This is a genomic window from Pseudescherichia sp. AS216, from assembly GCF_037152055.1.
GTDB lineage: Bacteria > Pseudomonadota > Gammaproteobacteria > Enterobacterales > Enterobacteriaceae > Pseudescherichia.
In genome coordinates this window covers 22,992-41,917 of record NZ_JBBCMV010000002.1, presented here as the reverse complement: position 1 = coordinate 41,917, position 18,926 = coordinate 22,992, and the positions used below count along the sequence as shown (strand labels likewise).

26 protein-coding genes are annotated in these 18,926 nt (G+C 54.7%); 2 read left to right on the top strand and 24 right to left on the bottom strand.

Going from position 1 to position 18,926, the window contains the following annotated elements; translation table 11 throughout:
* Window positions 1-10 precede the first annotated feature (10 nt).
* From WFN61_RS05750 to WFN61_RS05650, 21 genes are all read right to left on the bottom strand, one after another.
* Entirely contained in the window at window positions 11-349 is a 339-nt protein-coding gene (locus WFN61_RS05750) for a phage tail assembly protein (protein WP_337038202.1), read from the bottom strand.
* Window positions 350-406: 57 nt separating this feature from the next.
* Entirely contained in the window at window positions 407-922 is a 516-nt protein-coding gene (locus WFN61_RS05745) for a phage major tail tube protein (protein WP_337038199.1), read from the bottom strand.
* 9 nt (window positions 923-931) lie between these two features.
* Window positions 932-2,107, bottom strand: a complete 1,176-nt coding sequence (locus WFN61_RS05740) for a phage tail sheath protein (RefSeq protein ID WP_337038196.1) — start codon at window positions 2,105-2,107, stop codon at window positions 932-934.
* A gap of 228 nt (window positions 2,108-2,335) precedes the next feature.
* Window positions 2,336-2,758, bottom strand: coding sequence for a tail fiber assembly protein (locus tag WFN61_RS05735; RefSeq protein WP_436880854.1), 423 nt, complete (start codon window positions 2,756-2,758; stop codon window positions 2,336-2,338).
* A 2-nt stretch (window positions 2,759-2,760) separates the two neighbouring features.
* Window positions 2,761-4,344, bottom strand: coding sequence for a phage tail protein (locus tag WFN61_RS05730; protein ID WP_337038192.1), 1,584 nt, complete (start codon window positions 4,342-4,344; stop codon window positions 2,761-2,763).
* A gap of 1 nt (window position 4,345) precedes the next feature.
* Entirely contained in the window at window positions 4,346-4,945 is a 600-nt protein-coding gene (locus WFN61_RS05725) for a phage tail protein I (protein ID WP_337038189.1), read from the bottom strand.
* Window positions 4,938-5,846 carry a baseplate assembly protein gene (locus WFN61_RS05720; protein WP_337038186.1) on the bottom strand — a complete coding sequence of 303 codons (909 nt, stop codon included), beginning with the start codon at window positions 5,844-5,846 and terminating at the stop codon, window positions 4,938-4,940. The genes WFN61_RS05725 and WFN61_RS05720 overlap by 8 nt, the downstream gene beginning before the upstream one ends.
* Complete coding sequence (locus tag WFN61_RS05715; protein WP_337038183.1) at window positions 5,843-6,193, bottom strand: GPW/gp25 family protein; 351 nt, start codon at window positions 6,191-6,193, stop codon at window positions 5,843-5,845. The genes WFN61_RS05720 and WFN61_RS05715 overlap by 4 nt, the downstream gene beginning before the upstream one ends.
* Window positions 6,190-6,777, bottom strand: a complete 588-nt coding sequence (locus WFN61_RS05710) for a phage baseplate assembly protein V (protein WP_337038180.1) — start codon at window positions 6,775-6,777, stop codon at window positions 6,190-6,192. The genes WFN61_RS05715 and WFN61_RS05710 overlap by 4 nt, the downstream gene beginning before the upstream one ends.
* Window positions 6,778-6,849: 72 nt before the next feature.
* The gene (locus tag WFN61_RS05705; RefSeq protein WP_337038176.1) at window positions 6,850-7,296 is read right to left on the bottom strand and encodes a phage virion morphogenesis protein; all 447 of its coding nucleotides are present in this window, start codon (window positions 7,294-7,296) and stop codon (window positions 6,850-6,852) included.
* A complete protein-coding gene (locus tag WFN61_RS05700) occupies window positions 7,289-7,726 on the bottom strand; it encodes a phage tail protein (protein ID WP_337038174.1) in 438 nt (145 codons plus the stop codon). The genes WFN61_RS05705 and WFN61_RS05700 overlap by 8 nt, the downstream gene beginning before the upstream one ends.
* The gene (lysC, locus tag WFN61_RS05695) at window positions 7,689-7,928 is read right to left on the bottom strand and encodes an Rz1-like lysis system protein LysC (protein WP_337038171.1); all 240 of its coding nucleotides are present in this window, start codon (window positions 7,926-7,928) and stop codon (window positions 7,689-7,691) included. The genes WFN61_RS05700 and lysC overlap by 38 nt, the downstream gene beginning before the upstream one ends.
* On the bottom strand, window positions 7,819-8,247 hold the full coding sequence (gene lysB, locus WFN61_RS05690; RefSeq protein ID WP_337038169.1) for an Rz-like lysis system protein LysB: 429 nt from the start codon (window positions 8,245-8,247) through the stop codon (window positions 7,819-7,821). The genes lysC and lysB overlap by 110 nt, the downstream gene beginning before the upstream one ends.
* The gene (locus WFN61_RS05685; protein ID WP_337038167.1) at window positions 8,232-8,681 is read right to left on the bottom strand and encodes a DNZ54_00345 family protein; all 450 of its coding nucleotides are present in this window, start codon (window positions 8,679-8,681) and stop codon (window positions 8,232-8,234) included. Before WFN61_RS05685 ends, lysB begins: the two co-directional genes overlap by 16 nt.
* Window positions 8,678-9,193: a lysozyme gene (locus WFN61_RS05680; protein WP_337038165.1), complete on the bottom strand. Its 516-nt coding sequence runs from the start codon at window positions 9,191-9,193 to the stop codon at window positions 8,678-8,680. The genes WFN61_RS05685 and WFN61_RS05680 overlap by 4 nt, the downstream gene beginning before the upstream one ends.
* Window positions 9,174-9,389: a hypothetical protein gene (locus tag WFN61_RS05675; RefSeq protein ID WP_337038163.1), complete on the bottom strand. Its 216-nt coding sequence runs from the start codon at window positions 9,387-9,389 to the stop codon at window positions 9,174-9,176. Before WFN61_RS05675 ends, WFN61_RS05680 begins: the two co-directional genes overlap by 20 nt.
* Before the next feature lie 2 nt (window positions 9,390-9,391).
* Entirely contained in the window at window positions 9,392-9,595 is a 204-nt protein-coding gene (locus WFN61_RS05670; RefSeq protein WP_337038162.1) for a tail protein X, read from the bottom strand.
* Window positions 9,595-10,062: a head completion/stabilization protein gene (locus WFN61_RS05665; RefSeq protein ID WP_337038572.1), complete on the bottom strand. Its 468-nt coding sequence runs from the start codon at window positions 10,060-10,062 to the stop codon at window positions 9,595-9,597. Before WFN61_RS05665 ends, WFN61_RS05670 begins: the two co-directional genes overlap by 1 nt.
* Window positions 10,063-10,162: 100 nt before the next feature.
* Complete coding sequence (gpM, locus tag WFN61_RS05660) at window positions 10,163-10,819, bottom strand: phage terminase small subunit (RefSeq protein ID WP_337038158.1); 657 nt, start codon at window positions 10,817-10,819, stop codon at window positions 10,163-10,165.
* 2 nt (window positions 10,820-10,821) lie between these two features.
* Window positions 10,822-12,003, bottom strand: coding sequence for a phage major capsid protein, P2 family (locus WFN61_RS05655; RefSeq protein WP_337038155.1), 1,182 nt, complete (start codon window positions 12,001-12,003; stop codon window positions 10,822-10,824).
* Window positions 12,004-12,019: 16 nt separating this feature from the next.
* On the bottom strand, window positions 12,020-12,874 hold the full coding sequence (locus tag WFN61_RS05650; RefSeq protein WP_337038153.1) for a GPO family capsid scaffolding protein: 855 nt from the start codon (window positions 12,872-12,874) through the stop codon (window positions 12,020-12,022).
* Between the two features lie 145 nt (window positions 12,875-13,019).
* Here WFN61_RS05650 and WFN61_RS05645 point away from each other — a divergent pair, with 145 nt between their 5' ends.
* The gene (locus tag WFN61_RS05645) at window positions 13,020-14,786 is read left to right on the top strand and encodes a terminase ATPase subunit family protein (RefSeq protein ID WP_337038150.1); all 1,767 of its coding nucleotides are present in this window, start codon (window positions 13,020-13,022) and stop codon (window positions 14,784-14,786) included.
* Window positions 14,786-15,832 (top strand): phage portal protein, encoded by a 1,047-nt coding sequence (locus WFN61_RS05640; RefSeq protein WP_337038147.1) that lies wholly within the window; start codon window positions 14,786-14,788, stop codon window positions 15,830-15,832. The genes WFN61_RS05645 and WFN61_RS05640 overlap by 1 nt, the downstream gene beginning before the upstream one ends.
* Window positions 15,833-15,886: 54 nt before the next feature.
* On the opposite strand, the gene WFN61_RS05635 is transcribed toward WFN61_RS05640, so the two are convergent.
* From WFN61_RS05635 to WFN61_RS05625, 3 genes are all read right to left on the bottom strand, one after another.
* Window positions 15,887-17,668 carry a DUF262 domain-containing protein gene (locus WFN61_RS05635; RefSeq protein WP_337038144.1) on the bottom strand — a complete coding sequence of 594 codons (1,782 nt, stop codon included), beginning with the start codon at window positions 17,666-17,668 and terminating at the stop codon, window positions 15,887-15,889.
* A 546-nt stretch (window positions 17,669-18,214) separates the two neighbouring features.
* The gene (locus WFN61_RS05630; RefSeq protein WP_436880853.1) at window positions 18,215-18,604 is read right to left on the bottom strand and encodes a hypothetical protein; all 390 of its coding nucleotides are present in this window, start codon (window positions 18,602-18,604) and stop codon (window positions 18,215-18,217) included.
* Between the two features lie 9 nt (window positions 18,605-18,613).
* Window positions 18,614-18,793, bottom strand: a complete 180-nt coding sequence (locus WFN61_RS05625) for a hypothetical protein (RefSeq protein ID WP_337038141.1) — start codon at window positions 18,791-18,793, stop codon at window positions 18,614-18,616.
* Between the last annotated feature and the right edge of the window lie 133 nt (window positions 18,794-18,926).

The following is an 18,926-nucleotide window of genomic DNA, read 5'->3' as shown; positions in this document are numbered from 1 at the left end:
TCTTCAACAATCAGCTCTGCTGGAAAGCTGACATTGCCGACTTCGGCAACAAAAAACTGACCAGCTCCAGTGACAGCTGAAACAGGTCGCCCGGCTCCAGCATCATTACCTCTGCACGGGTCAGCGCCGGGGTGGTGACGCGGGGAAGTACCAGCATCATCGAATCCACATCCATATCCATCAGCGCCTGGAGGCGTGCGCCACGCAGCGCCCCGGAATTAGGCTTACGCACAACGATTTCTGTAATTTCCGACTTGCCGCGCACAACCGGCGCATCCAGCGTTACGGTGGCTTCGTTTTTAATTTCAGGCAGTGCGTTTTCCGGCAGTTCGTTTTTTTCGTTTTTCATGATGAGTCCGCGTTAAAAATGAGTGAAGAGAGAAGGCGCGGCGAGCCGCGCCATAAATTACAGGCCGATGGCGGCGCGGTGCGCTTCCATCAGATCCACACCGTCAACAATCCAGACCATATTCACCAGGTCCACTTCATAGATGACTTCGCCGTTGATGGTCAGCTTCGCGTAACTGTTGGTGCTGGACACTTTTGTGGTGCTGCTGTCGCCCTGCTTATGCGTGCCAGAATCCAGTTCCTTGTGGCGGCCACGCACAACCAGCTCCACCGCCTGCACTTCACCGGTATCATCGCGCTGGATGGACTCAGCAAAGCGCAGCTGCACGCCGTCGACAGTGGTTGCTTTCAGCTGCTTAAAGAGCAGGGCCTCAGTGCCTCCGATCTCAAATTCAGTATCCAGCGCGCCATCGTCCAGGCCCATGCTGACATCGACCGCGCCCGGCATACCGCCGCCACGGTATTTTTCAAACTTCTGCGTGAATTTCGGCAGGGTCAGGGACTCCACAAGACCCATGTAGTTTTCCCCGTCGTTAAACAGGTTCAGGTATTTAAGTTTGCGTGGCAGTGCCATTTTTTCCCCTTAGCCTTTTACCTGGCTTGAAAAGTCCATCAGATAACGATCGGTGATGCGCTGGCGCAGCATCAGGTTTTCCAGCGGCGGGACTGGCGTGTAGTCGTAGTCCAGCATCAGCTGACCGGCCTTGAGGGTATCTTTATCGTTGACCGAATCATCCAGCCAGCAATCGCCGCCAAGCAGATACCCCTGATTCACCAGGTTGCGAATTTTGGCGCGGATACCTTCGATAATGTCGCGGGCCAGTGAAGGCGTAAGCGGCTTATCTACCGCCCACATCTGGCCTTCTGCCATTGTGTCCATCAGCACCTGGGCTGTGCGGGTGTAGTTCTCAAACGCGAACAGCGGATCGTCGCTCAGACAGCGGGAACCCCAGAAGCGGAAACCATCACGGCGGATCAGTGTGGTGATATCGTTCTGGTTCAGCAGGCCCGCATCGGTTGCCGGATCCTGCAGATCCCAGAACACGTCCGCAGAAAGACCCGTCACGCCATTTACGCCAACGTTAGACAGGGATTTGTGCCAGCCCGTGTCGTTGTCGATTTTGGCGCGCAGGCCGAGGGCGCGCGCGGTGGCGTATGCCGTCGCCTCTGCGTTCGTGGTTGTATCCCAGCTGACAAAATCAGGCCAGATCAGCATTCCCTCGCGCTGGCTGAAATTGGCGCGATAGGCAATCGCCTCTTCGATGGTTTTGCAGCCGTATGCAGTGAGGTAGGCAAAGCCGCGAAGGGACTGCGCCACGCTCAGCAGCTCCGTGGCGACAGCTTTGGTGTCATGGCCCGGCACGCCGAGAATGCGGGGCTTAACGCCAAGCTGGCTTTGTGCAGCAAGAAGGGCTTTCATGCCGGTGCGGCGGCCCTCTGCGGTCACGCCGCCGATAATGTTAGAGGTGGTTTCTGCTTCGGTTTCGCCCTGCGGGACGCGGACAACAACCGTAACCGGCTTTGCCTGATCGCCGATAGCATCCAGTGCGCGGGCCAGCGTGCCGCTTTCGCCTGCCTTGCCGCTTGCCGTCAGTACGTCAGTCAGCAAAACGGGCTTATTCAGCGGGAACGCGGCGGCGTCGGCATCGTCAGCCGTACAGACCATCCCGACGATGGCCGTACTAACGGTGCTGATCGTGCGCGTGCCTTCGTTAATCTCCTGCACGCGGACGCCGTGGTGATATGAATCCTGAGCCATATAGTTTCTCCAGAGAATGGGTCAGGACCATGTTGCAGGCATCACGCGGTCAGGTCAGTTGGTGCGGGTTGTATGGTCTTTAGCACAACAGGAGGAAGAGAGGCAGGAGGGGAGAGCGTATCGAGCAAGGTCACTTCTGACCGTGCTGCTGTTGATGGCCAGCACGGTCACAACTAACCGTGCGTGCCGGTATCAGGGCAGTAAAAACCCCGCAGCGCGGGGTTGGTTTTATTGCGGTTTCTCCGGCCATTCAATATCCGGCGCGGTTGCCGTGTCGATAGCGGTAAGCGCGTCCAGATAATCCAGCCAGGCGGTAAACGTCGCCTTCTCTGCCGCAGAGAGCCGTTGTAGTGTCAGCTTTGACGGCCACTGCTGGCTGTTGATATAGCCATTTGCGGCGGAGATACGCCACTGGCGTTCGTCCTCAGCCACTGCCTGTAATTCTGCCTGCGTCAGCGGCGGAATATCAGCCCAGCATGGCATTCCATCATCTCCGGCGATGCGTAACTGCCCCGCAGGCGGCTCTGCTATAAATTCACTGACAACTTCATCAGAAACCGGAATAGCGTCGAATGGCCATACATTTTGCGCTTTGTAGTCAGCCTCTTTTTCAGGCAGATAAAACGCGTTAGTGGTTGCACTGTAAAACATTGTCATACCCCTATGGAACTCCAGAAAAAGGCGCTGGCTCCGGCGCTCACCTGTGCATCCTGAAACTGAAAAGATTTAACCTGGAAGCCGATATTATTAACAATACGGTCATCCAGAATAATGCTCTGCATTGCGCTGGGTTCGGTGCTTTGCCTGTATCCAAACCCAATGTTGAATGGCCGCTGGGAATACGCCACAGGGTAATTCACCGTTACCACCCCGCCAGCGCCGGGAATGGCGCTGCCCCACTGCCAGATCAGCCCGCCCGGCAGGCGCATAAGTCCGGTCGAGCGCAGATCGGATGCAAAATAGGACATATCAGGTATCTGCCCTGCGCCAGCACCAACAGCACGCTTTGCCGCCTCACCCAGTCCAAGATAGGAATGCAGTCCGGCGACGCTTCGACCCGCCAGCGCTGTCAGGGTGGCATCAAGCGGCTGCTTGCCCGCAAGGGCGTTAATCATGTTTGCCGCAAAACTCGGATCGTTCCCCAACGCATCAGCCAGTTCTTTCAGCGTGTCCAGCGCCGCCGGTGATGACGCAATGAGAGACGAGATAGCCTGACTGACTGCCTGACTGACGTAATCACGGGTTGCCAGCCTGATGACCTGACTTGACGGGCTGTGACGCATATAGGGCGTATCTGCACGGCCCGCCTCAAATCCCGCTGCGGACGCATAATCGGCGGTCAAAACAGACAGGTAAGCCACAAGACCGGCAATATTTTTACCCGCCAGCGCCGACAGGGTTGCATCCAGTGGCTGCTTGCCTGCAAGGGCTTTGACCATGTTCGCTGCAAAACTCGGATCGTTCCCCAGCGCATCAGCCAGTTCTTTCAGCGTGTCCAGCGCCGCCGGTGATGACGCAACGAGAGACGAGATAGCCTGACTGACTGCCTGACTGACATAATCACGCGTTGCCAGCCTGACGATCTCATTTGTAGGGCTCTGCCGGATATACGGGTATTCCTTTCGACCCGCCTCAAACCCTGCTGCTGATGCATAATCACCGGCCAGCGCGGAGAGCCATTCCATGATCCCGTTAACATCCTTACCTGAAAGCGCCGTTAACGTGTCATTGAGCGGCTGCTTACCCGCCAGTGCATTGCTGACAACTATCATCGCGTCGTCGACATATTTCCGGGTTGCCAGAATAACCGACGGATCGATTTTCAGCGTCACGGCCTCTGTGCTGCTGACGATCAGCACCATACGGATAACCTGCGTCCGTCCCGACCCCTCAGCCAGTAGCGGCTTATAAGTTTCGGCACAGTTGGCAACGGCAATCATTTCCCCCGCATCGTCATACAGTCCGATTTCACGTATCCACCAACCCCCCTCGTTTTCCGGGATCACCTGCTCTGCAATAATCTGGCTCAGGTTTTGCGGGTCGACCGTCAGCGAATTAAGCCCGGCACGTCGCCGCTCGTTAACCAGCTTTGTCTGTGAGGGGGACGGCGTGGGCAGCGTACCGCCACCATCGCCAACCCCCATCTGCGTCAGTTTCAGCTGAACCCCCAGCGCCGTAGCCTGCGCCAGCTTCGCTTCTCCGCGCGTGGTCAGGTAGGCAAAGAATTTTTGCGCCATGTTATACCCTTACAGTGTCAATAATATGGACCGCACCGCCCGTCAGGACTGCGCCGCCTACCTCAATAGCTTCCGGCGTGTACGGATAAACTGTCAGGGTTTCACCGACATAACATCCGGCCCCCTGACTGATCGCCCCGTTTACCTGCAGGTTGATACTCATGCCCAGCATGTGCCTGCTGCACGGTTTCGCGTCACTTATCACGCGCTCCAGTTCGGCATAGGTTTCTTCCGTTATGCCCTGGTCCTGTACGCCCACATCCAGCCGGAATGTTCCGGGCACGTCTCCGGTTTTCCACCACTCAATAACCCTGATCAGGAAACCAAACGGCTGCACAGCCCGACGAACGGCGCTGATGGTCCCTTTATGCTGATGGATAAAAAATGCATCCCGGACCACCTGACGTTTCACATCCTCCGCCCAGCTTTCGTCCCAGCGGTCAACGGAGAACGCCCAGGCCAGATAGGGCAAAAATTTCACCGGGCAGGTGGCGGGGTTCCACAGATCACGCAGCGGCACATTCAGCCCGGTGATATCGCTGCACGCGGCGGCAAGGCGGCGCTCCAGTGCGGACGATCCCGGCGGTAACAGGCTATTCATCCGTACCACCTTTCAGCACAGACCAGCTTTCGCACCACGCGGCCTGGGTTTTATCCAGCACCACATCCTGCGCCGGGCTTGCCAGTTCCACGCGCTGCACACCCTCAACGTGCAGCGCGCCATAAATGGCGCTGCGCCGGATATCACGTCCCAGCCGTGTCTGGCTGGCGATATAGGTTTCAAGCCGTGTGCGGGCGGCGGCCAGGATTGGCTCCGCTTCCGGTCCGGGATAGAAATACAGCGTGGCGTTAATCTCATAGGGCACGATCGCCGCACTCTGCACCGTCACGCGGTCCGCCAGAGGGCGAATACTTTCATCGTTAAGCGCCGCATCCACGACGGCCAGCAGATCGGCAGGTGCAGCGCCGTTCCCGTCGCGGTTCAGTACCGTTATCACCACTGTTGCAGGGGCGGGACTGGTTGCCGACACATCAGCAACACGCCCGTCTGCGCTGCGTGCATGGAATTCATAAGCCGCTGTAGGCCCGGCCACAGACAAGCCTTCAAATGCCTGCGGCACGCGCAGCCTTAACTCGTCGTCGGTTTCCATCACCGCCGCAACCGGCGGCACGGCGTTATCATCGGCAGGCGTGACGACCAGACGCCCGACGCCGTAGTTAGCAGCCAGCTGATCCAGATCGCTGCTGAGTGCATAGGCCACCATGACAGCCTGGGCGGCCTCGTTGATGCGATGGCGTAAGAGGATTTCGCGGTAGGTATTTTCCTGCAGCAGCTTCACCACCGGATCGGATTCCAGCGCCAGCGTGCGCCGTGCCGCGTCCTGTTCGTCAGAAGGATAAAGCGCGACAAAAGCCGCCTTACGCACTGCCAGCAGGGTTTCAAAATCCGGTACATCGACAATTTCCGGGGCGGGAAGCTGGGAGAGATCGACGGAACTCATACGACTGTCCCCACGTCTACCGAAAGGCTGAGAGGGGCGTTATCTGCACGGTAGCCCGTCAGGTTAACAACCATTTTGCCGTCCATGCTCGTTTCCGTAGTCACGCCCGTCAGCCTGATACGTGGTTCCCAGCGGCACAGGGCACTGTATGTTGCCGCCATGACCTGCAGCCGGGTAACGGCGTTCTGCGGCTGGTCTATCAGTTCAGCCATCAGCGAGCCGTATTCCCGGCGCGCCAGACGTGAACCAACCGGCGTCACCAGAATATCGCGCACAGACTGACGGATGTGCTCAACGTCCGTCAGCGCGCCGCCTGTCTGCGCGTTCATACCCAGATACATCATCAAGCTGGCCCTCCCGTTAAACTGCCGCCACTCTGAACGCCGTTGTGTTTGTGGCTGTGCACTACAACGCCGTTTGAAATCATTGCCCCGCCGGACTGCGTGACCTCACCGTTGATCACGACCTCGCTGTTGATACGCGTCCGGGCGGCTTCAACGACAAACTCGCCCGTTTTTGCCTGGATGCTTTCCGGTGCTTCTAACACAATCTTTGCCCCAGCTTTTAGCAGGTAGCGCCCGGTTTCCGGCTCGTACTCAATCCAGCCGCCGTCCGGGAACGTTGTTACCTGTGCATCCTCAGATACAGAAGGCGGCGGGTTGTCGTTTGAGTAAATCGCCGGTAACACAAACGCCGTGGTGAGATCGCCGCCGATGGACAGCAAAACAACCTGCTCACCCACGGACGGCCGCCACCATGTTCTGGACCGGCCAGCGCGCATCGTCAGCCAGTTAAGCCACGTCGTCTGCAGTTCGCCGGTCTGCACCCGGCACTGCCAGTTTTCTGCATCCACTTCGGTCACTACCCCGGTTCTGACCAGGTTCAGCAGCAGGCGGTACATCTCAGCAAGGTTAAATTCGGGATTTTTCATGGGATCAGTTTTCCATTTTTGCCGCCGGGTGATGAGTCGCGGGCGTTGTGCGATGCGCCAGACAATGCGCGGTCAGCGGGACAGATGTTCCATGATGAGATCGCGCACTATCTCTTCAGATGCGTCAGTTATGCCGAGCAGCTCCCGGCGGGCATAAGTGACTTCCGGCCCGTACTTCCTGACACGATCGCGCAAGCCGTAGTGATGGACGCGGGCTATACGCTGAACCCGGCCTTCAAAGGCCACCTCTGCAGCGTCGTTAGTGGTCCGGGTTTTGAGATAGCGGGCGGTTCGTAGTTTGCTGAACATCTGCCGACGGATGCGGCCCGACTTCGCCCGTCCTTTCGCTTTTCGGGGTTCGTACGCGCTGCCGTCCGGGTTGCGCTGCAGCTTAATATTCTGCTGCTGTTGCTGCCGCAGCTGCACGGCCACATCACGCATCAGCTTTCGCCGCTGCGCCGTTCCCAGCTGGCTAATCAGTGTCTCCAGCCAGCTATCCAGCTGTTTCAGCTCAGCCATAATGTGCTAACCAGTGCTCATCGTGGCTGGCCGGTCCGTCCGGCTCCGCCACTGCCTCCACCGTTGCCACACCATCACGGACCGTAACCAGCACACGCTCCGTCAGCGCCAGATAAATGCTGATATCGGCCAGATCGTTTTTCAGGATTTCCACCTCAAAACGAAACAGCCTTTCGCGCAGCTCCTGGTTCTGCATGGCGTCCGGCTGGTTTTCCGTCAACCACTGCAGCACCACAGCCGTCAGCAGATTCTGATCGCCACTAAAATCAGTAACGACCATATTCAGGGTGTACTGGTATTCCCAGCCAAGCCCCGGCACGGCTGTGCTGATGACTTTTCCGTCGTCAACGAACAGATGCAGCGCGTCAGGGTTGGCACTCAGGTAGGGAATGCTATTCAGCGCCGTTCGCAGGGATGAGGGTTTGTTCATGGTATTCCTGACAGTCAACAATCATATCCACCCTGGCCGCACACTGCGCCCAGCCCATTTCCGCCGCCTCTTTCGCCGCCAGTAATTCGCCGTTATTGGTCGGCCCGCTTGCTGGCAGCTGGCAGCGCGTCACCTTCGGACAGGAAAGCACGATAACCGGCCGCTCCGGTAATTGCGGGGCGCTGTTGCAGCCGGATAACATCAGCAGGCAAAGGAGTGTCAGCCCACTTTTTAACGTCAGGGTTTTCATTGGTCAGCCTCTTAATCTGTTCAGCCCGCGCCACTGCAGCGAGGGTGATTGCGTCCTGTTCCTGCTGATAGGCCAGCTGAAAGCTGTCGTTTGCCCTGGCCATCAGGTCAACCGCAGCCAGCTGACTCTTTGCGTTAGCCAGGCTTTGATTCAGCCCGGTAATATCGCGATCCCTGTCGCCGATATCCCGCCGGGCCTCCCGTAACTGCCAGCCCAGCCACAGCGTCAGGGCCAGCAACAACACACCGACGATCGTTACGCTGCGGGGCATGGTTTCGCACCTGCAAGCCAGTCTTTCAGCAGCTCAGCCAGCATCCAGCGCATACAGCGAACCAGTACCACACAGAGCAGGTAAACGACCGCAGTGACAAACCACCCGGAATACAGCAGAGCTGTGACAATGAAAATGCAGCTGATAATCCACCTGGCCGTTTTCCATCCCGGCAGCGACTTACCCAGCCCGAACATTTTGCAGAGAATTGGCGGCATCGCTTCGCTGCCGGGTTTGACTACCCCCCGCTCACAGAACGCGTAAACGATGTAGCCAAAAAGGCCGAGCATCAGCAGACCGACTGAGAGAAACGACAGTAAAAATGTGAAACAGGCCGCCGCGCTCATCACCACGCTGCCGGGATGAAAAATTCCCCATGCCAGCGCCCCCAGAAACAGAACATCAATCACCCATGCAATCAGTTTGTTTTTCACTGCGTGACTCCTTTTAAACACCATGCCAGTTCCCGCGCGCGGCGGTTTTCAAGCCCTTTGTTTTTTATCCCGTTGACGTACACCCAGCGCGGAAGCTGTTTGCACGCCTGCAGCCATTGACCGCGTTTGATAAATGCCGCCATCGTTGATTTACACACCGCGCCTGTGCCAACGTTAAACGCAAGACTCACCAGGCTGTCATAAACCTGCTGCGGCATGGCTACCGGCACACATGCTGCCAGCCTGCGCTCTACATTGAGCACGTCGCCGATCAGGTTGCTGGCCGCCTGATGCTCGTTGATGGTTTTACCCGGCACCACTCCGGCGGTATGCCCGATCCCGTTAGTCCAGACCCCGGCGTCGCACTGGTACGGTGTCAGGCGACAGCCCTCATAATCTGCAATCAGCTGCAGCCCCTGCGGGGAGGTTTTCAGCAGCTCAAACTGTGGCAGCGTGGCAGCGATCGCCAGCACCACACCAATCAGGCAACGCTTAACGATTGACGCGCTCATAAGCCTCCCGGCTGATAGTTCCGGCTTTCAGCAACTGGAACGACTGGTGCCGGTAATACCATGTGATCCCCAGCGCCCCCGTACCCAGCACCATTCCGAAAACGGTTCCCACATCCTGGATATCCCAGTTACCCATCCAGGCGAGGAAAACCGCTATCCAGTAGGTCAGGGCTGCTGTTACCCGTTCGATAGTCATATTCACTCCCAGAGCTGCACGGTCTGCGCCGTGGAGCTGCTGACCAGCTCAGGCAGCTCCACCTCTAAACCGTGCGGCAGAATGGGGCCAACAGCAGCCAGCCCCGGATTGGCGGCCAGCACCGCTTCTGTCATGCCCAGCGTGCGCCCGTAGTGACGCCAGCAAATTGCGTCTACCGTGTCATACTGCTGCGCCCGGACTTTCATCAGATAAGCTCCACCGTCATGTGGGGCAGGTCCTGCAGGCGGGCGATCGCCCAGCGTGCATCCCGCCACAAATCACCCAGGCCGCTCTCCATTTCGTCCGCCTTTTTGTTCCCCTCCGCCGTGCTGTCAAAGTCCCGGTACGTCTCAACCGTCAGCGCCTTTGTCCAGCACCAGACGGCGCGGCGGTACAGCTGCACGCGCTCGCTTTCACCACCAATTTTTTCCGCCGGGACATCAGTCAGGACAGCACAGCCCCGGTCCATTTGTTTCTGACGAAAACTGAACAGCTCCGCGTTCACCTCAGAAACGGCGGTCAGTGCCTGCTGCCTCAGCCTCTCCGTTGTTACCGTTCCGTCCAGGCGCATTTCACGGCGGCACTCAGCCAGATCGAGATCGGGCCAGAAAAAGGTATTCTGGATAATGTCCTGCGCGCTTTCTTTCACCGGCTCCGGCGAAACAAATTTCATGTTCATTCACTACTCCCTGATGGGTGGGCGGTGGACGGGGTTTTGATGCGGCGTATAGCCTGTCGCCACCCCGTGCCGCCCCGCGCGTGGGCACGTTCGGTTAGCCGCCGTTGACGGCTTTTTTCAGCCGGGCTTCCAGCTGCTTAATTTCGGTTTTCACGCCGCAGTTCATATCCAGCTGCAGGGCGCGCTTGAGATGATTCAGCGCCGCAACGGCCTGATCGTTGTCACGCAGGGCAAACCCCAGCGCCTTGTAAATCCGGGCACGGGACTGATCCGGCATGTCGTGCGACTCAACAAGCTCCAGCGCCTGCGTCAACAGGGCAGCGCTGAACGTTTCACCGCCTGCAAACGCCCGCATAGCGGCGTCGGCAAACTCTTCTGCAATCGCGGTGGCCGTGGTGCGGTTAAATCGCTGGGGCAGGACCCAGCCATGCCGCAGGGCGTGGCTGGCAATCTCCAGCGCACCGGTGTAATTGCCGGTATCGATACGCCAGATAAGAACGAACATGGCCACATCGTCCTGGCGCGCGGAATCTGCTTTCAGCACTCCGGCAACCCAGGCGTCATAGACGGGCAGAAATTCACGTTTCAGGGCAATCTTGCGTTCCGTTCCCTGTACCGTTTTCAGGCGGCGCATGTGCTCGCCAAGCTGCATCAGCATTTTTTCATAGCCGCTGGCCCCGGCGACACTGCCGCCCGGACGGGCGGCCTCCTGTGCCTGGACAAAGCGCGTATGTGCGCGGAATGGGTTCATAATTACGCCTCGCCGCCTGCCGGATTCTCAGCCGTCTGCGGTGCTGCCGATGCGTTCATGCTCTGCACGACGGTCGCCGCCATTGCCACGATGCGCGCCAGCTGCTCATCTGACATATCCGCCGCTGCAGTCTGCTGCGCCGGTGCGTCTTCGGCTTCCAGTACCTCGATGTTTTCAATCAGGGCCACGCAGTCATAATCCTCAACCACGTACGCCTCATTGACAGATTCGAAGTTCTCGATTCGATCGCGCTTCGGATTGTCGATAACCGCGCGGCGGCGCGTTCCGTCCTGCCAGTAAATCGACAGGTTATCCAGACGGGTGATCAGGATGGCGTTAGCCGGGAAGAAAGGAGCCTGCACAGCGGGCAGGCCGCCGATACGCTTCTGGCTGATAATCAGATCGGCGGCCAGCGCCTCGCTGTTCGGCTGGTCACGGTTGACGATAGGGAAATATTTATCGGCCATCAGCGAACGGCCACAGATAACGACCAGCTCAGTATCGTCCTGGTACCACGGCTCGATTTTCTCGCTGACCGCGCCCATAACCAGTGCGTCGAGGTTTTTAAAATCGCCGCCCTTGCCGATCCGCACCGTCTGAGAAATAACGCTGCCATCGCTGCCCACAATCCGGCTCAGTACGCGCACCGGCGCTTCACGGCGGATTTTCTCCAGCCAGCCGATATTCACGTCCTGCAACAGTGGATAGGTCAGGCGATCAGAGGTCTTTTCCCGGCGCTCACCGTTAAAGCCGATCATGATGCGGTCCAGCGCCTGGCGCTTGATAATCGCGTCACGGATGCGGATCTGGAAGTCTTCAAACTTTGCCCACAGGTCCAGCTTTTCATAGCCCAGCGCGGTATCAAAGTTAGTCTGGGTGCACTTGTAGCCTTCGCCGTCGATATAGGTCGGATCGGTTGGTTCACGCTCTTTTTTGGTGGTATCCGTGGTTCCGGCCACTGTCGAGCCGACGCCCAGACCCAGACGCTCACCGGACTGCTCATCCACCGGCACGATATTGATACGCGTCAGGAACGCGGACGACTCCTGGATTTTAGTTTCCAGCGTCTGCGCGACCGATGGCTCAGCGTTGTATTTAGAACCAATATCGCTTACGTCGATTCCGTTAAGCTTCGCCAGCTGCTGCAGGTAAGCGTTAAAGGCAAAGCGGGTTTTCTTTTTCATCGGGTTTTATGCTCCGTCAGCAGGTGGTTAATTGTTCTGAGCTGCCGTTACCGCCGGAAGAGAACGGACGGCGATCGCTGCGGCTATCTTCCCCGGCTAACTGCTCGCGCAGGGTGGAAAGCCCGGTTTCTGCCGTGGACAGCTGTTGCTGCATGGCATCCAGGCGCTGTGAAAAATCATCTTTCAGATTGCCGACGCGCTGGCCGACTTCTGCCACCGATTCAGACAGTGCCTGGTGTGCCCCCGCGACCTCTTCAACGGCCTGATGCACGTCAGCAAAGCGGGCGTCGTCGTCAGCGGATTTACGGGAAAGCAGCGCTTTGATGCTGGCGAACAGGCCCGGCTTTTCTTCCGGCAGGTCTTCAAATTCGAAGAGGGTTTCTTCGGCAGCGGTGAAGAGGTTGTCGCGGTCTTGTTTGCGACGTGCCAGCGGATTAGCCTCAGCGCTGGCGCTAAACTGCAGCATTTCCGTGCCAAGACTGGCCGGATCGTCAGTGACAGCCAGGCCGACCAGATAGGCTTCCCCGGTGTCGGAAAATTTCGGGTTTACTTCCATTGAGGTGAAGAGCTTCTGCAGCTTCGCGGTCATGGAAACCAGCTCGTCGGTCGGGACAATCCAGGCGTATAACGCCATCTTGCCTTTCAGCGGGCCTTCACTGATTTCCTCTGCTTCCAGCGCTTCCACGATGCCGAAACGGCGGAAAGAGCTGTCAGGCGTATAGCCCTTGATGTGCTCCATATTGACTACAGCGGTGTAGACCTGCTGGCTGTAATTCTCCGCCATCTGGGTCAGCCATACGCGCTCAATGACGCGCCCGTCAGTGGTGGCACCTTCCACCCCAATACGAAAACGCTTTGATTTTTTTGCCATCTGTCCGGCTCCGGTTGTTCTGGACGTGTCGAGAGGCTTTATGTTTGCGTTTCAGGGGAGGGATAAACAACGCGCGGCCATTGTGGGAAAAATGGCACAACAGGGCGAAGCGGCGCAGGTGAACGCGGGGCCGTAGTCTGACGCCATGAACATGACGACGATTAACCCGGACCTCGACCCGCGAAAACAGGCGATGTTTCTGTATTTCAGCGGTATACGCATCGCCCGCATTGCTGAAATGCTGGGAGAGAAACCCGCAACCGTTCACAGCTGGAAAAAGCGTGACAAGTGGAGCGATATCGGTCCTCTGGATCAGATGCAGCTGACCACGGCGGCGCGCTATTGCCAGCTCATCATGAAGCCCGCAAAGGAGGGGCGAGATTTTAAGGAAATTGACCTGCTGGCCCGTCAGGCTGAGCGCCACGCCCGCATTGGTAAATTTAACGAGGGCGGCAACGAAGCCGACCTCAATCCGAAGGTAGCCAACCGCAACAAAGGCCCGCGCAGGCCGCCAGAGAAAAACGTTTTCAGCGATAACCAGATCGAGAAGCTGGAAGAAATTTTCCACTCCACCATGTTCGACTACCAGCGCCAGTGGTGGGAAGCCGGGAATAAATACGCCGTCAGGAACCTGCTGAAATCACGCCAGATCGGGGCGACGTTCTTTTTTGCCCGTGAGGCACTGATTGATGCGCTCATCACCGGACGCAACCAGATTTTTCTCTCAGCGAGTAAAGCCCAGGCTCACGTTTTCAAGCAGTACATTGTTGAGTTTGCGAAAGAGGTTGATGTAGAGCTGCGCGGCGATCCGATGGTGCTGCCAAACGGGGCGACGCTGTATTTCCTCGGAACCAACGCCCGGACCGCGCAGAGCTATCATGGAAACCTCTATCTGGACGAATATTTCTGGATACCAAAATTCCAGGAGCTGCAGAAAGTGGCGTCCGGTATGGCGCTGCATAAAAAATGGCGTGAAACCTACTTCTCCACGCCGTCCAGCCTGACGCACAGCGCCTATCCGTTCTGGTCCGGTGCTCAGTTTAACAAGGGCCGGACAAAGCACGACAGGATAGAGATCGACCTTTCCCATAGCCATCTGGCGAAGGGCGCACTCTGTGCTGACGGCCAGTATCGCCAGATCATCACCGTGGAAGATGCGGTGCGAGGTGGCTGCGACCTGTTCGACCTGGAGCAGCTGCGCCAGCGCTACAGTCCGGAGGATTACCAGAACCTGCTGATGTGTGTGTTTATGGACGATCTGGCGTCCGTGTTTAACCTGGCCCTTATGCAGGGCTGCATGGTGGACAGCTGGGAAGTCTGGGACGACTTTGAGCCGCTGATGATTCGCCCGTTCGCTAACCGCCCCGTATGGATCGGCTATGACCCGGCGAAAGGGACAACGAACGGCGACAGTGCCGGGTGCGTGGTGATCGCGCCCCCTCTGGTGCCGGGCGGCAAGTTCCGCATCCTGCAGCGCTACCAGTGGCGCGGGATGGACTTCCGCGCCCAGGCAGAAGCCATCCGGCAGCTGACCCTGCAGTTTAACGTGACCTATATCGGCATCGACTCGACCGGCGTGGGCCACGGCGTCTATGAGAACGTGAAAGCGTTTTACCCCGGCGTCCGTGAGTTTGTCTACAACCCCAACGTCAAAAACGCCCTGGTGCTCAAAGCCTACGACATCATCGCGAGCCGCCGCCTTGAGTTTGACGCGGGCATGACCGACGTCGCGCAGTCATTTATGGCGATCCGCAAAAGCACCACGGCCAGCGGAAACCGCCCAACGTATGAGGCCAGCCGCAGCGAGGAAGCCAGCCACGCCGATCTGGCATGGGCAACCATGCACGCACTCTTTAACGAACCGCTGGAAGGCGCAACGGCGAATAACAGCACTATTGTGGAGATTTACTGATGGGTAAACGTAAGCCCGGCGCGCAGGAGCTGCGCCGCCAGTCTGCCGCGCAGACCATGACCGAACAACCCGGCGGCGCTCATGCCGAGGCGTTTTCATTCGGGGACCCCGTGCCGGTGCTCGATCGCCGCGAACTGCTGGACTATCTGGAATGCGTTCAGGTCGACAGGTGGTATGAACCGCCCATCAGCCTGGACGGGCTGGCGCGTACGTACCGCGCAGCGGTCCATCACAGCAGCGCAATACAGGTGAAACGTAACATTCTGGTCAGCACTTTTAAGCCGCACCGCCAGCTGTCCAAGCAGGCATTTGGCCGTTTCGTCCAGGACTTTCTTGTCTTCGGGAATGCCTATCTTGAGAAGCGGGTGAACCGGTTAGGCGACACGCTGACGCTTGAGGCGTCACTTGCCAAGTTTACCCGGCGCGGCATTGACCCGGATCATTACTGGTTCGTGCAGTACGGCTATCAGAAGCAGCCCTACGAGTTTGCGCCGGGGCGGGTCTTTCATCTGATGGAAGCGGATCTGAACCAGGAGATTTATGGCCTGCCGGATTACCTGTCCGCCATTCCGTCCACGCTGCTGAACGAGTCCGCGACTATGTTCCGCCGGAAGTATTACCTGAACGGCAGCCACGCGGGTTTTATCATGTACATGTCAGATCCCGCGGCTAACCAGCAAGACGTGGACAATATCCGCGAGGCGCTAAAAAAATCGAAAGGGCCGGGCAACTTCCGAAACCTGTTTATGTACAGTCCGAACGGAAAGAAGGACGGCATTCAGATCATCCCGCTGTCTGAGGTTGCGGCAAAGGATGAGTTTCTAAACATCAAAAATGTGAGCCGGGATGACATGCTGGCCGCCCATCGAGTGCCGCCGCAGCTGATGGGCATCATTCCGACTAACACCGGCGGGTTTGGTGATGTTGAGAAAGCCGCCCGCGTCTTTGTCCGTAACGAGCTGCTGCCATTGCAGAAGCGCATGGAAGAACTAAACGAATGGGCAGGAGAGGAGATAATTAAATTTGCTACTTACTCGCTTGAGTAGGTGTTATTCTAATATTAAGCAGGGTAGCAGCAAAGCTTCTACCCTGCATTAATATCAAATTAAGTGATAAAGTTTTCCTGATAAAGACATCGTTCTAGCTATAGCTTTGTCAGTATTCCATTCTAATCCGCTAGACTTAATTTCATTCAAAAACTCGTCAACTACCAATAAACTTGATTTCTCGTATTCTTGTGCCTTTTTCTGTAAGTCAGAATTTTTACTAGATTCATTCAATGTGAAACATAATGGCAGAAGATTTCCTATTAACCCGACCGTGCCTGTGTCGAAATTACTTTGAGAGCCGATATGCTCAAGTGAAACTAGATCCATCTTAAGCTCATTTGTTCCTCGCAATTCCTTTTCTAACCTTTCAAACATATACATTATAAGTTTTCGTTGAGAGGTTTTTTTATTGGTGTAAGATAAATTTTTAATAAATGATTCATTGAATACTTTTTCATTTGGACGTTTCGCTAGGAAATAATCAGTCGCATTGCCTAATACTTTCTCTATTTCTTTTTTGTTACTAGCTTTATCAAGACTAACTGCGAGAACGGAATACTTAGCATCTATCCCAGAAGGTCTTAAGCGACAAATAGCATTAAATTTGAAATGGAAGCTCTCAAGCTTATCCAGACATTCAATTAATTTTTTTTGTGTTAAGCTCTTAGATTTATCCCTCCTTTTCCTAAGAAGAGATAGAATGAAAGGCCTCGGAATGGATACATTGAACGTTTCAAAAGCTGTTAATGAGTTAAATATATGCCTTTGGTCTTGCTGAGGCCAATCATCAATATCAGGAGAGATTATCTTACAGTACAATTCAACATCTCTATGAAGCTCATCCAAGAAAGACGTTGCAGTTAAGCCAGTTACTCCATCATTTAACTCTCTCTTAAATGCGCGGTATAATTGATCTTCTCCAATATAATTAAATTTTGAGAGCCACCAACATCTGACGTAGTCTGCCATCGTTGAGTTGCTGTCTCTTTCTTCAATGCAACTTATAATATAATCCCATTTTTCCCTCGCTTTATCGACAGGATATGTCTCGGCACAGCTTTGAAAAACTTTATTTTTTATCAAGTCAATCGAGCTGAGATTTATTCCTCTAGCATTTAGCACTTCAAATATATCATAAGCATCATCTTCTTTGCCTACAGATATTCTTACCAACTTGAGGTAATTGGTTATCATGCTATATACTGCACTTAAACAAAAAAGATAGTCTTCTTTGTTATATTTTGATGCGCCATCTCTTAATAAAGCACTACATAGAGCTTTTTTACCAAGCTTTCTATTTAAAAAAATCCCAGCATAATGGATTTTCTTATCCTCATCACATGTTGTTTTGGGTTTATGATCAATTCTATCTTGAAAACTAAGCTTAAAAAAAGTCCTATCACTATTTTTTGATAACTTCTCAACAACAGATTCGCCATTAGCATTAATGGAATTTCTATTGTAGGTTTGATTAGCCGTGACTATGTATGTTTTAAAAATATCTTCTGCAAAATCGTTTTGATTGTATTTCCTTAAAAGTCTTGATATTAATGAAAGCAAAATTGTTATGACACTGAAACGCTGTTGGCCATCAACAACTTCCAACACGTCATCACTATCAGCTCCAGATAATACTATTGTACCGATAAAATACTCATTACATTCAAAATCATCGCCCTTTGGATTTAATTTCACATTACGTGTGATATCCTGCCAAAACTCATCAAGCTGCAATTTCTCCCAACTAAATTCCCTTTGGTTTCTTGGTATGACATAACGCTGCTTAACAGAAAGTATATTTTTAATATTTAATGGTGTGGCGTCGAAGTTCATATTAATCTCTCTAAGAAAATGTATGCCTAATTTTTAAGTTTGTATTATCTTTTTGGGGGGAAGTATAACTTAACTCTTCTATCACTCTGTATGCAAGCGATTCGTAAAGTTACTCCTTCCATACAATCATTATAGTAATTACAGATCCTTGGTCAGCACATTTTTTGTTGCCTTCCATCTCGAATGTCCGCACCATAACGGCTAGCCTGTAAGGCCCTCTAAGCTACGCTGAATTTCGTATTATCTCAGGCATCGCATAGCTACAATGAACCTTACTGCGACCTGCACATGCACGATTTGCTACCTTCCCGGCATGCCTGCCGGGGTCAAAAATAGTCTTATAACCTCGCCTTGACCTTAAAGCGCGCGCTCGTAGCCCCGCCACGCCTGCGCGCTTCATGTAATAGTTTTCATGCAGGTGCATGAAATATGAAAAAGCCCGCCAGAACTGGCGGGCCGGGGCATAGACGATCCTCTAACGATCCTTCATTTTCATGCACCATAGACATGCACAACCGCATGAACGGCGCGGCAATGGTAAAACCATCAGATCACAGGGCAGTTATCGTCGTTTATTGTGCGGTTAATGAGGTGCGTAACCCTGCCTAAAACAACCACATCATCCAGTGCTTCGCCTTCCAGTGCTTCGCCGTCGGATGTTATAAAAGAGTGACCGGCGACTTTTGCGAAATGCGTACGCCCGAATGCCTGGATCAGAACGTCCGCACCAGGCGTACATTTTAATGCGGGGTTAATCACCGCATAACCTGCTGATGTTTCAATAACGCGACCGTTTCCTGTGATATCACAGAGGTCGTTTATGTTGAGTGGGAGTTCAACATAGTCCTGTGCCGGTGATGGAAATCCCATATCTAACGCCTCGCTTTGCTCGTTGTTCAACCCCATGAAAACCAAAACTAAAGTTTTGGCATTCATAGGCTTATCTTATTCGGCTTCGTAAAAAATATTGCTTCCCGTTTCTTCATTTTCTTGATGAGCTAAATCTGCGATAAGGCTAAGCGCCAGCTTTAGATCGGACGGTTTGCAATTTGCCAACAACGATACTTCCGCAATGAACTGCACGCAGGCCCACTTATGCGCACGGCTTGAATCTTCCAGAATCATAATCCCCCCTCACAACAATACTGTATATAATCACAGTATATAAAAAACTGTGGGATGTGAAATGTTTTTTTACCTTTCAATCGGATATGTCTGAGGAAAATTGTTAAGCGCAACAATGGCTAACCGCATTCAC

What these genes read in the sequence shown, in the direction of transcription:
- WFN61_RS05680 (WP_337038165.1), bottom strand. Translation starts at nt 9,193, where the DNA reads ATGAGCGCGTCAATCGTTAAGCGTTGCCTGATTGGTGTGGTGCTGGCG.
- lysC (WP_337038171.1), bottom strand. Translation starts at nt 7,928, where the DNA reads ATGTTATCCGGCTGCAACAGCGCCCCGCAATTACCGGAGCGGCCGGTT.
- gpM (WP_337038158.1), bottom strand. Translation starts at nt 10,819, where the DNA reads ATGAACCCATTCCGCGCACATACGCGCTTTGTCCAGGCACAGGAGGCC.
- WFN61_RS05630 (WP_436880853.1), bottom strand. Translation starts at nt 18,604, where the DNA reads ATGAATGCCAAAACTTTAGTTTTGGTTTTCATGGGGTTGAACAACGAG.
- WFN61_RS05740 (WP_337038196.1), bottom strand. Translation starts at nt 2,107, where the DNA reads ATGGCTCAGGATTCATATCACCACGGCGTCCGCGTGCAGGAGATTAAC.
- WFN61_RS05725 (WP_337038189.1), bottom strand. Translation starts at nt 4,945, where the DNA reads ATGAATAGCCTGTTACCGCCGGGATCGTCCGCACTGGAGCGCCGCCTT.
- WFN61_RS05675 (WP_337038163.1), bottom strand. Translation starts at nt 9,389, where the DNA reads ATGACTATCGAACGGGTAACAGCAGCCCTGACCTACTGGATAGCGGTT.
- WFN61_RS05670 (WP_337038162.1), bottom strand. Translation starts at nt 9,595, where the DNA reads ATGAAAGTCCGGGCGCAGCAGTATGACACGGTAGACGCAATTTGCTGG.
- WFN61_RS05625 (WP_337038141.1), bottom strand. Translation starts at nt 18,793, where the DNA reads ATGATTCTGGAAGATTCAAGCCGTGCGCATAAGTGGGCCTGCGTGCAG.
- WFN61_RS05730 (WP_337038192.1), bottom strand. Translation starts at nt 4,344, where the DNA reads ATGGCGCAAAAATTCTTTGCCTACCTGACCACGCGCGGAGAAGCGAAG.
- WFN61_RS05645 (WP_337038150.1), top strand. Translation starts at nt 13,020, where the DNA reads ATGAACATGACGACGATTAACCCGGACCTCGACCCGCGAAAACAGGCG.
- WFN61_RS05720 (WP_337038186.1), bottom strand. Translation starts at nt 5,846, where the DNA reads ATGAGTTCCGTCGATCTCTCCCAGCTTCCCGCCCCGGAAATTGTCGAT.
- WFN61_RS05635 (WP_337038144.1), bottom strand. Translation starts at nt 17,668, where the DNA reads ATGAACTTCGACGCCACACCATTAAATATTAAAAATATACTTTCTGTT.
- WFN61_RS05650 (WP_337038153.1), bottom strand. Translation starts at nt 12,874, where the DNA reads ATGGCAAAAAAATCAAAGCGTTTTCGTATTGGGGTGGAAGGTGCCACC.
- WFN61_RS05745 (WP_337038199.1), bottom strand. Translation starts at nt 922, where the DNA reads ATGGCACTGCCACGCAAACTTAAATACCTGAACCTGTTTAACGACGGG.
- WFN61_RS05750 (WP_337038202.1), bottom strand. Translation starts at nt 349, where the DNA reads ATGAAAAACGAAAAAAACGAACTGCCGGAAAACGCACTGCCTGAAATT.
- WFN61_RS05655 (WP_337038155.1), bottom strand. Translation starts at nt 12,003, where the DNA reads ATGAAAAAGAAAACCCGCTTTGCCTTTAACGCTTACCTGCAGCAGCTG.
- lysB (WP_337038169.1), bottom strand. Translation starts at nt 8,247, where the DNA reads ATGCCCCGCAGCGTAACGATCGTCGGTGTGTTGTTGCTGGCCCTGACG.
- WFN61_RS05700 (WP_337038174.1), bottom strand. Translation starts at nt 7,726, where the DNA reads ATGAACAAACCCTCATCCCTGCGAACGGCGCTGAATAGCATTCCCTAC.
- WFN61_RS05640 (WP_337038147.1), top strand. Translation starts at nt 14,786, where the DNA reads ATGGGTAAACGTAAGCCCGGCGCGCAGGAGCTGCGCCGCCAGTCTGCC.
- WFN61_RS05665 (WP_337038572.1), bottom strand. Translation starts at nt 10,062, where the DNA reads ATGAAATTTGTTTCGCCGGAGCCGGTGAAAGAAAGCGCGCAGGACATT.
- WFN61_RS05735 (WP_436880854.1), bottom strand. Translation starts at nt 2,758, where the DNA reads ATGTTTTACAGTGCAACCACTAACGCGTTTTATCTGCCTGAAAAAGAG.
- WFN61_RS05705 (WP_337038176.1), bottom strand. Translation starts at nt 7,296, where the DNA reads ATGGCTGAGCTGAAACAGCTGGATAGCTGGCTGGAGACACTGATTAGC.
- WFN61_RS05710 (WP_337038180.1), bottom strand. Translation starts at nt 6,777, where the DNA reads ATGAAAAATCCCGAATTTAACCTTGCTGAGATGTACCGCCTGCTGCTG.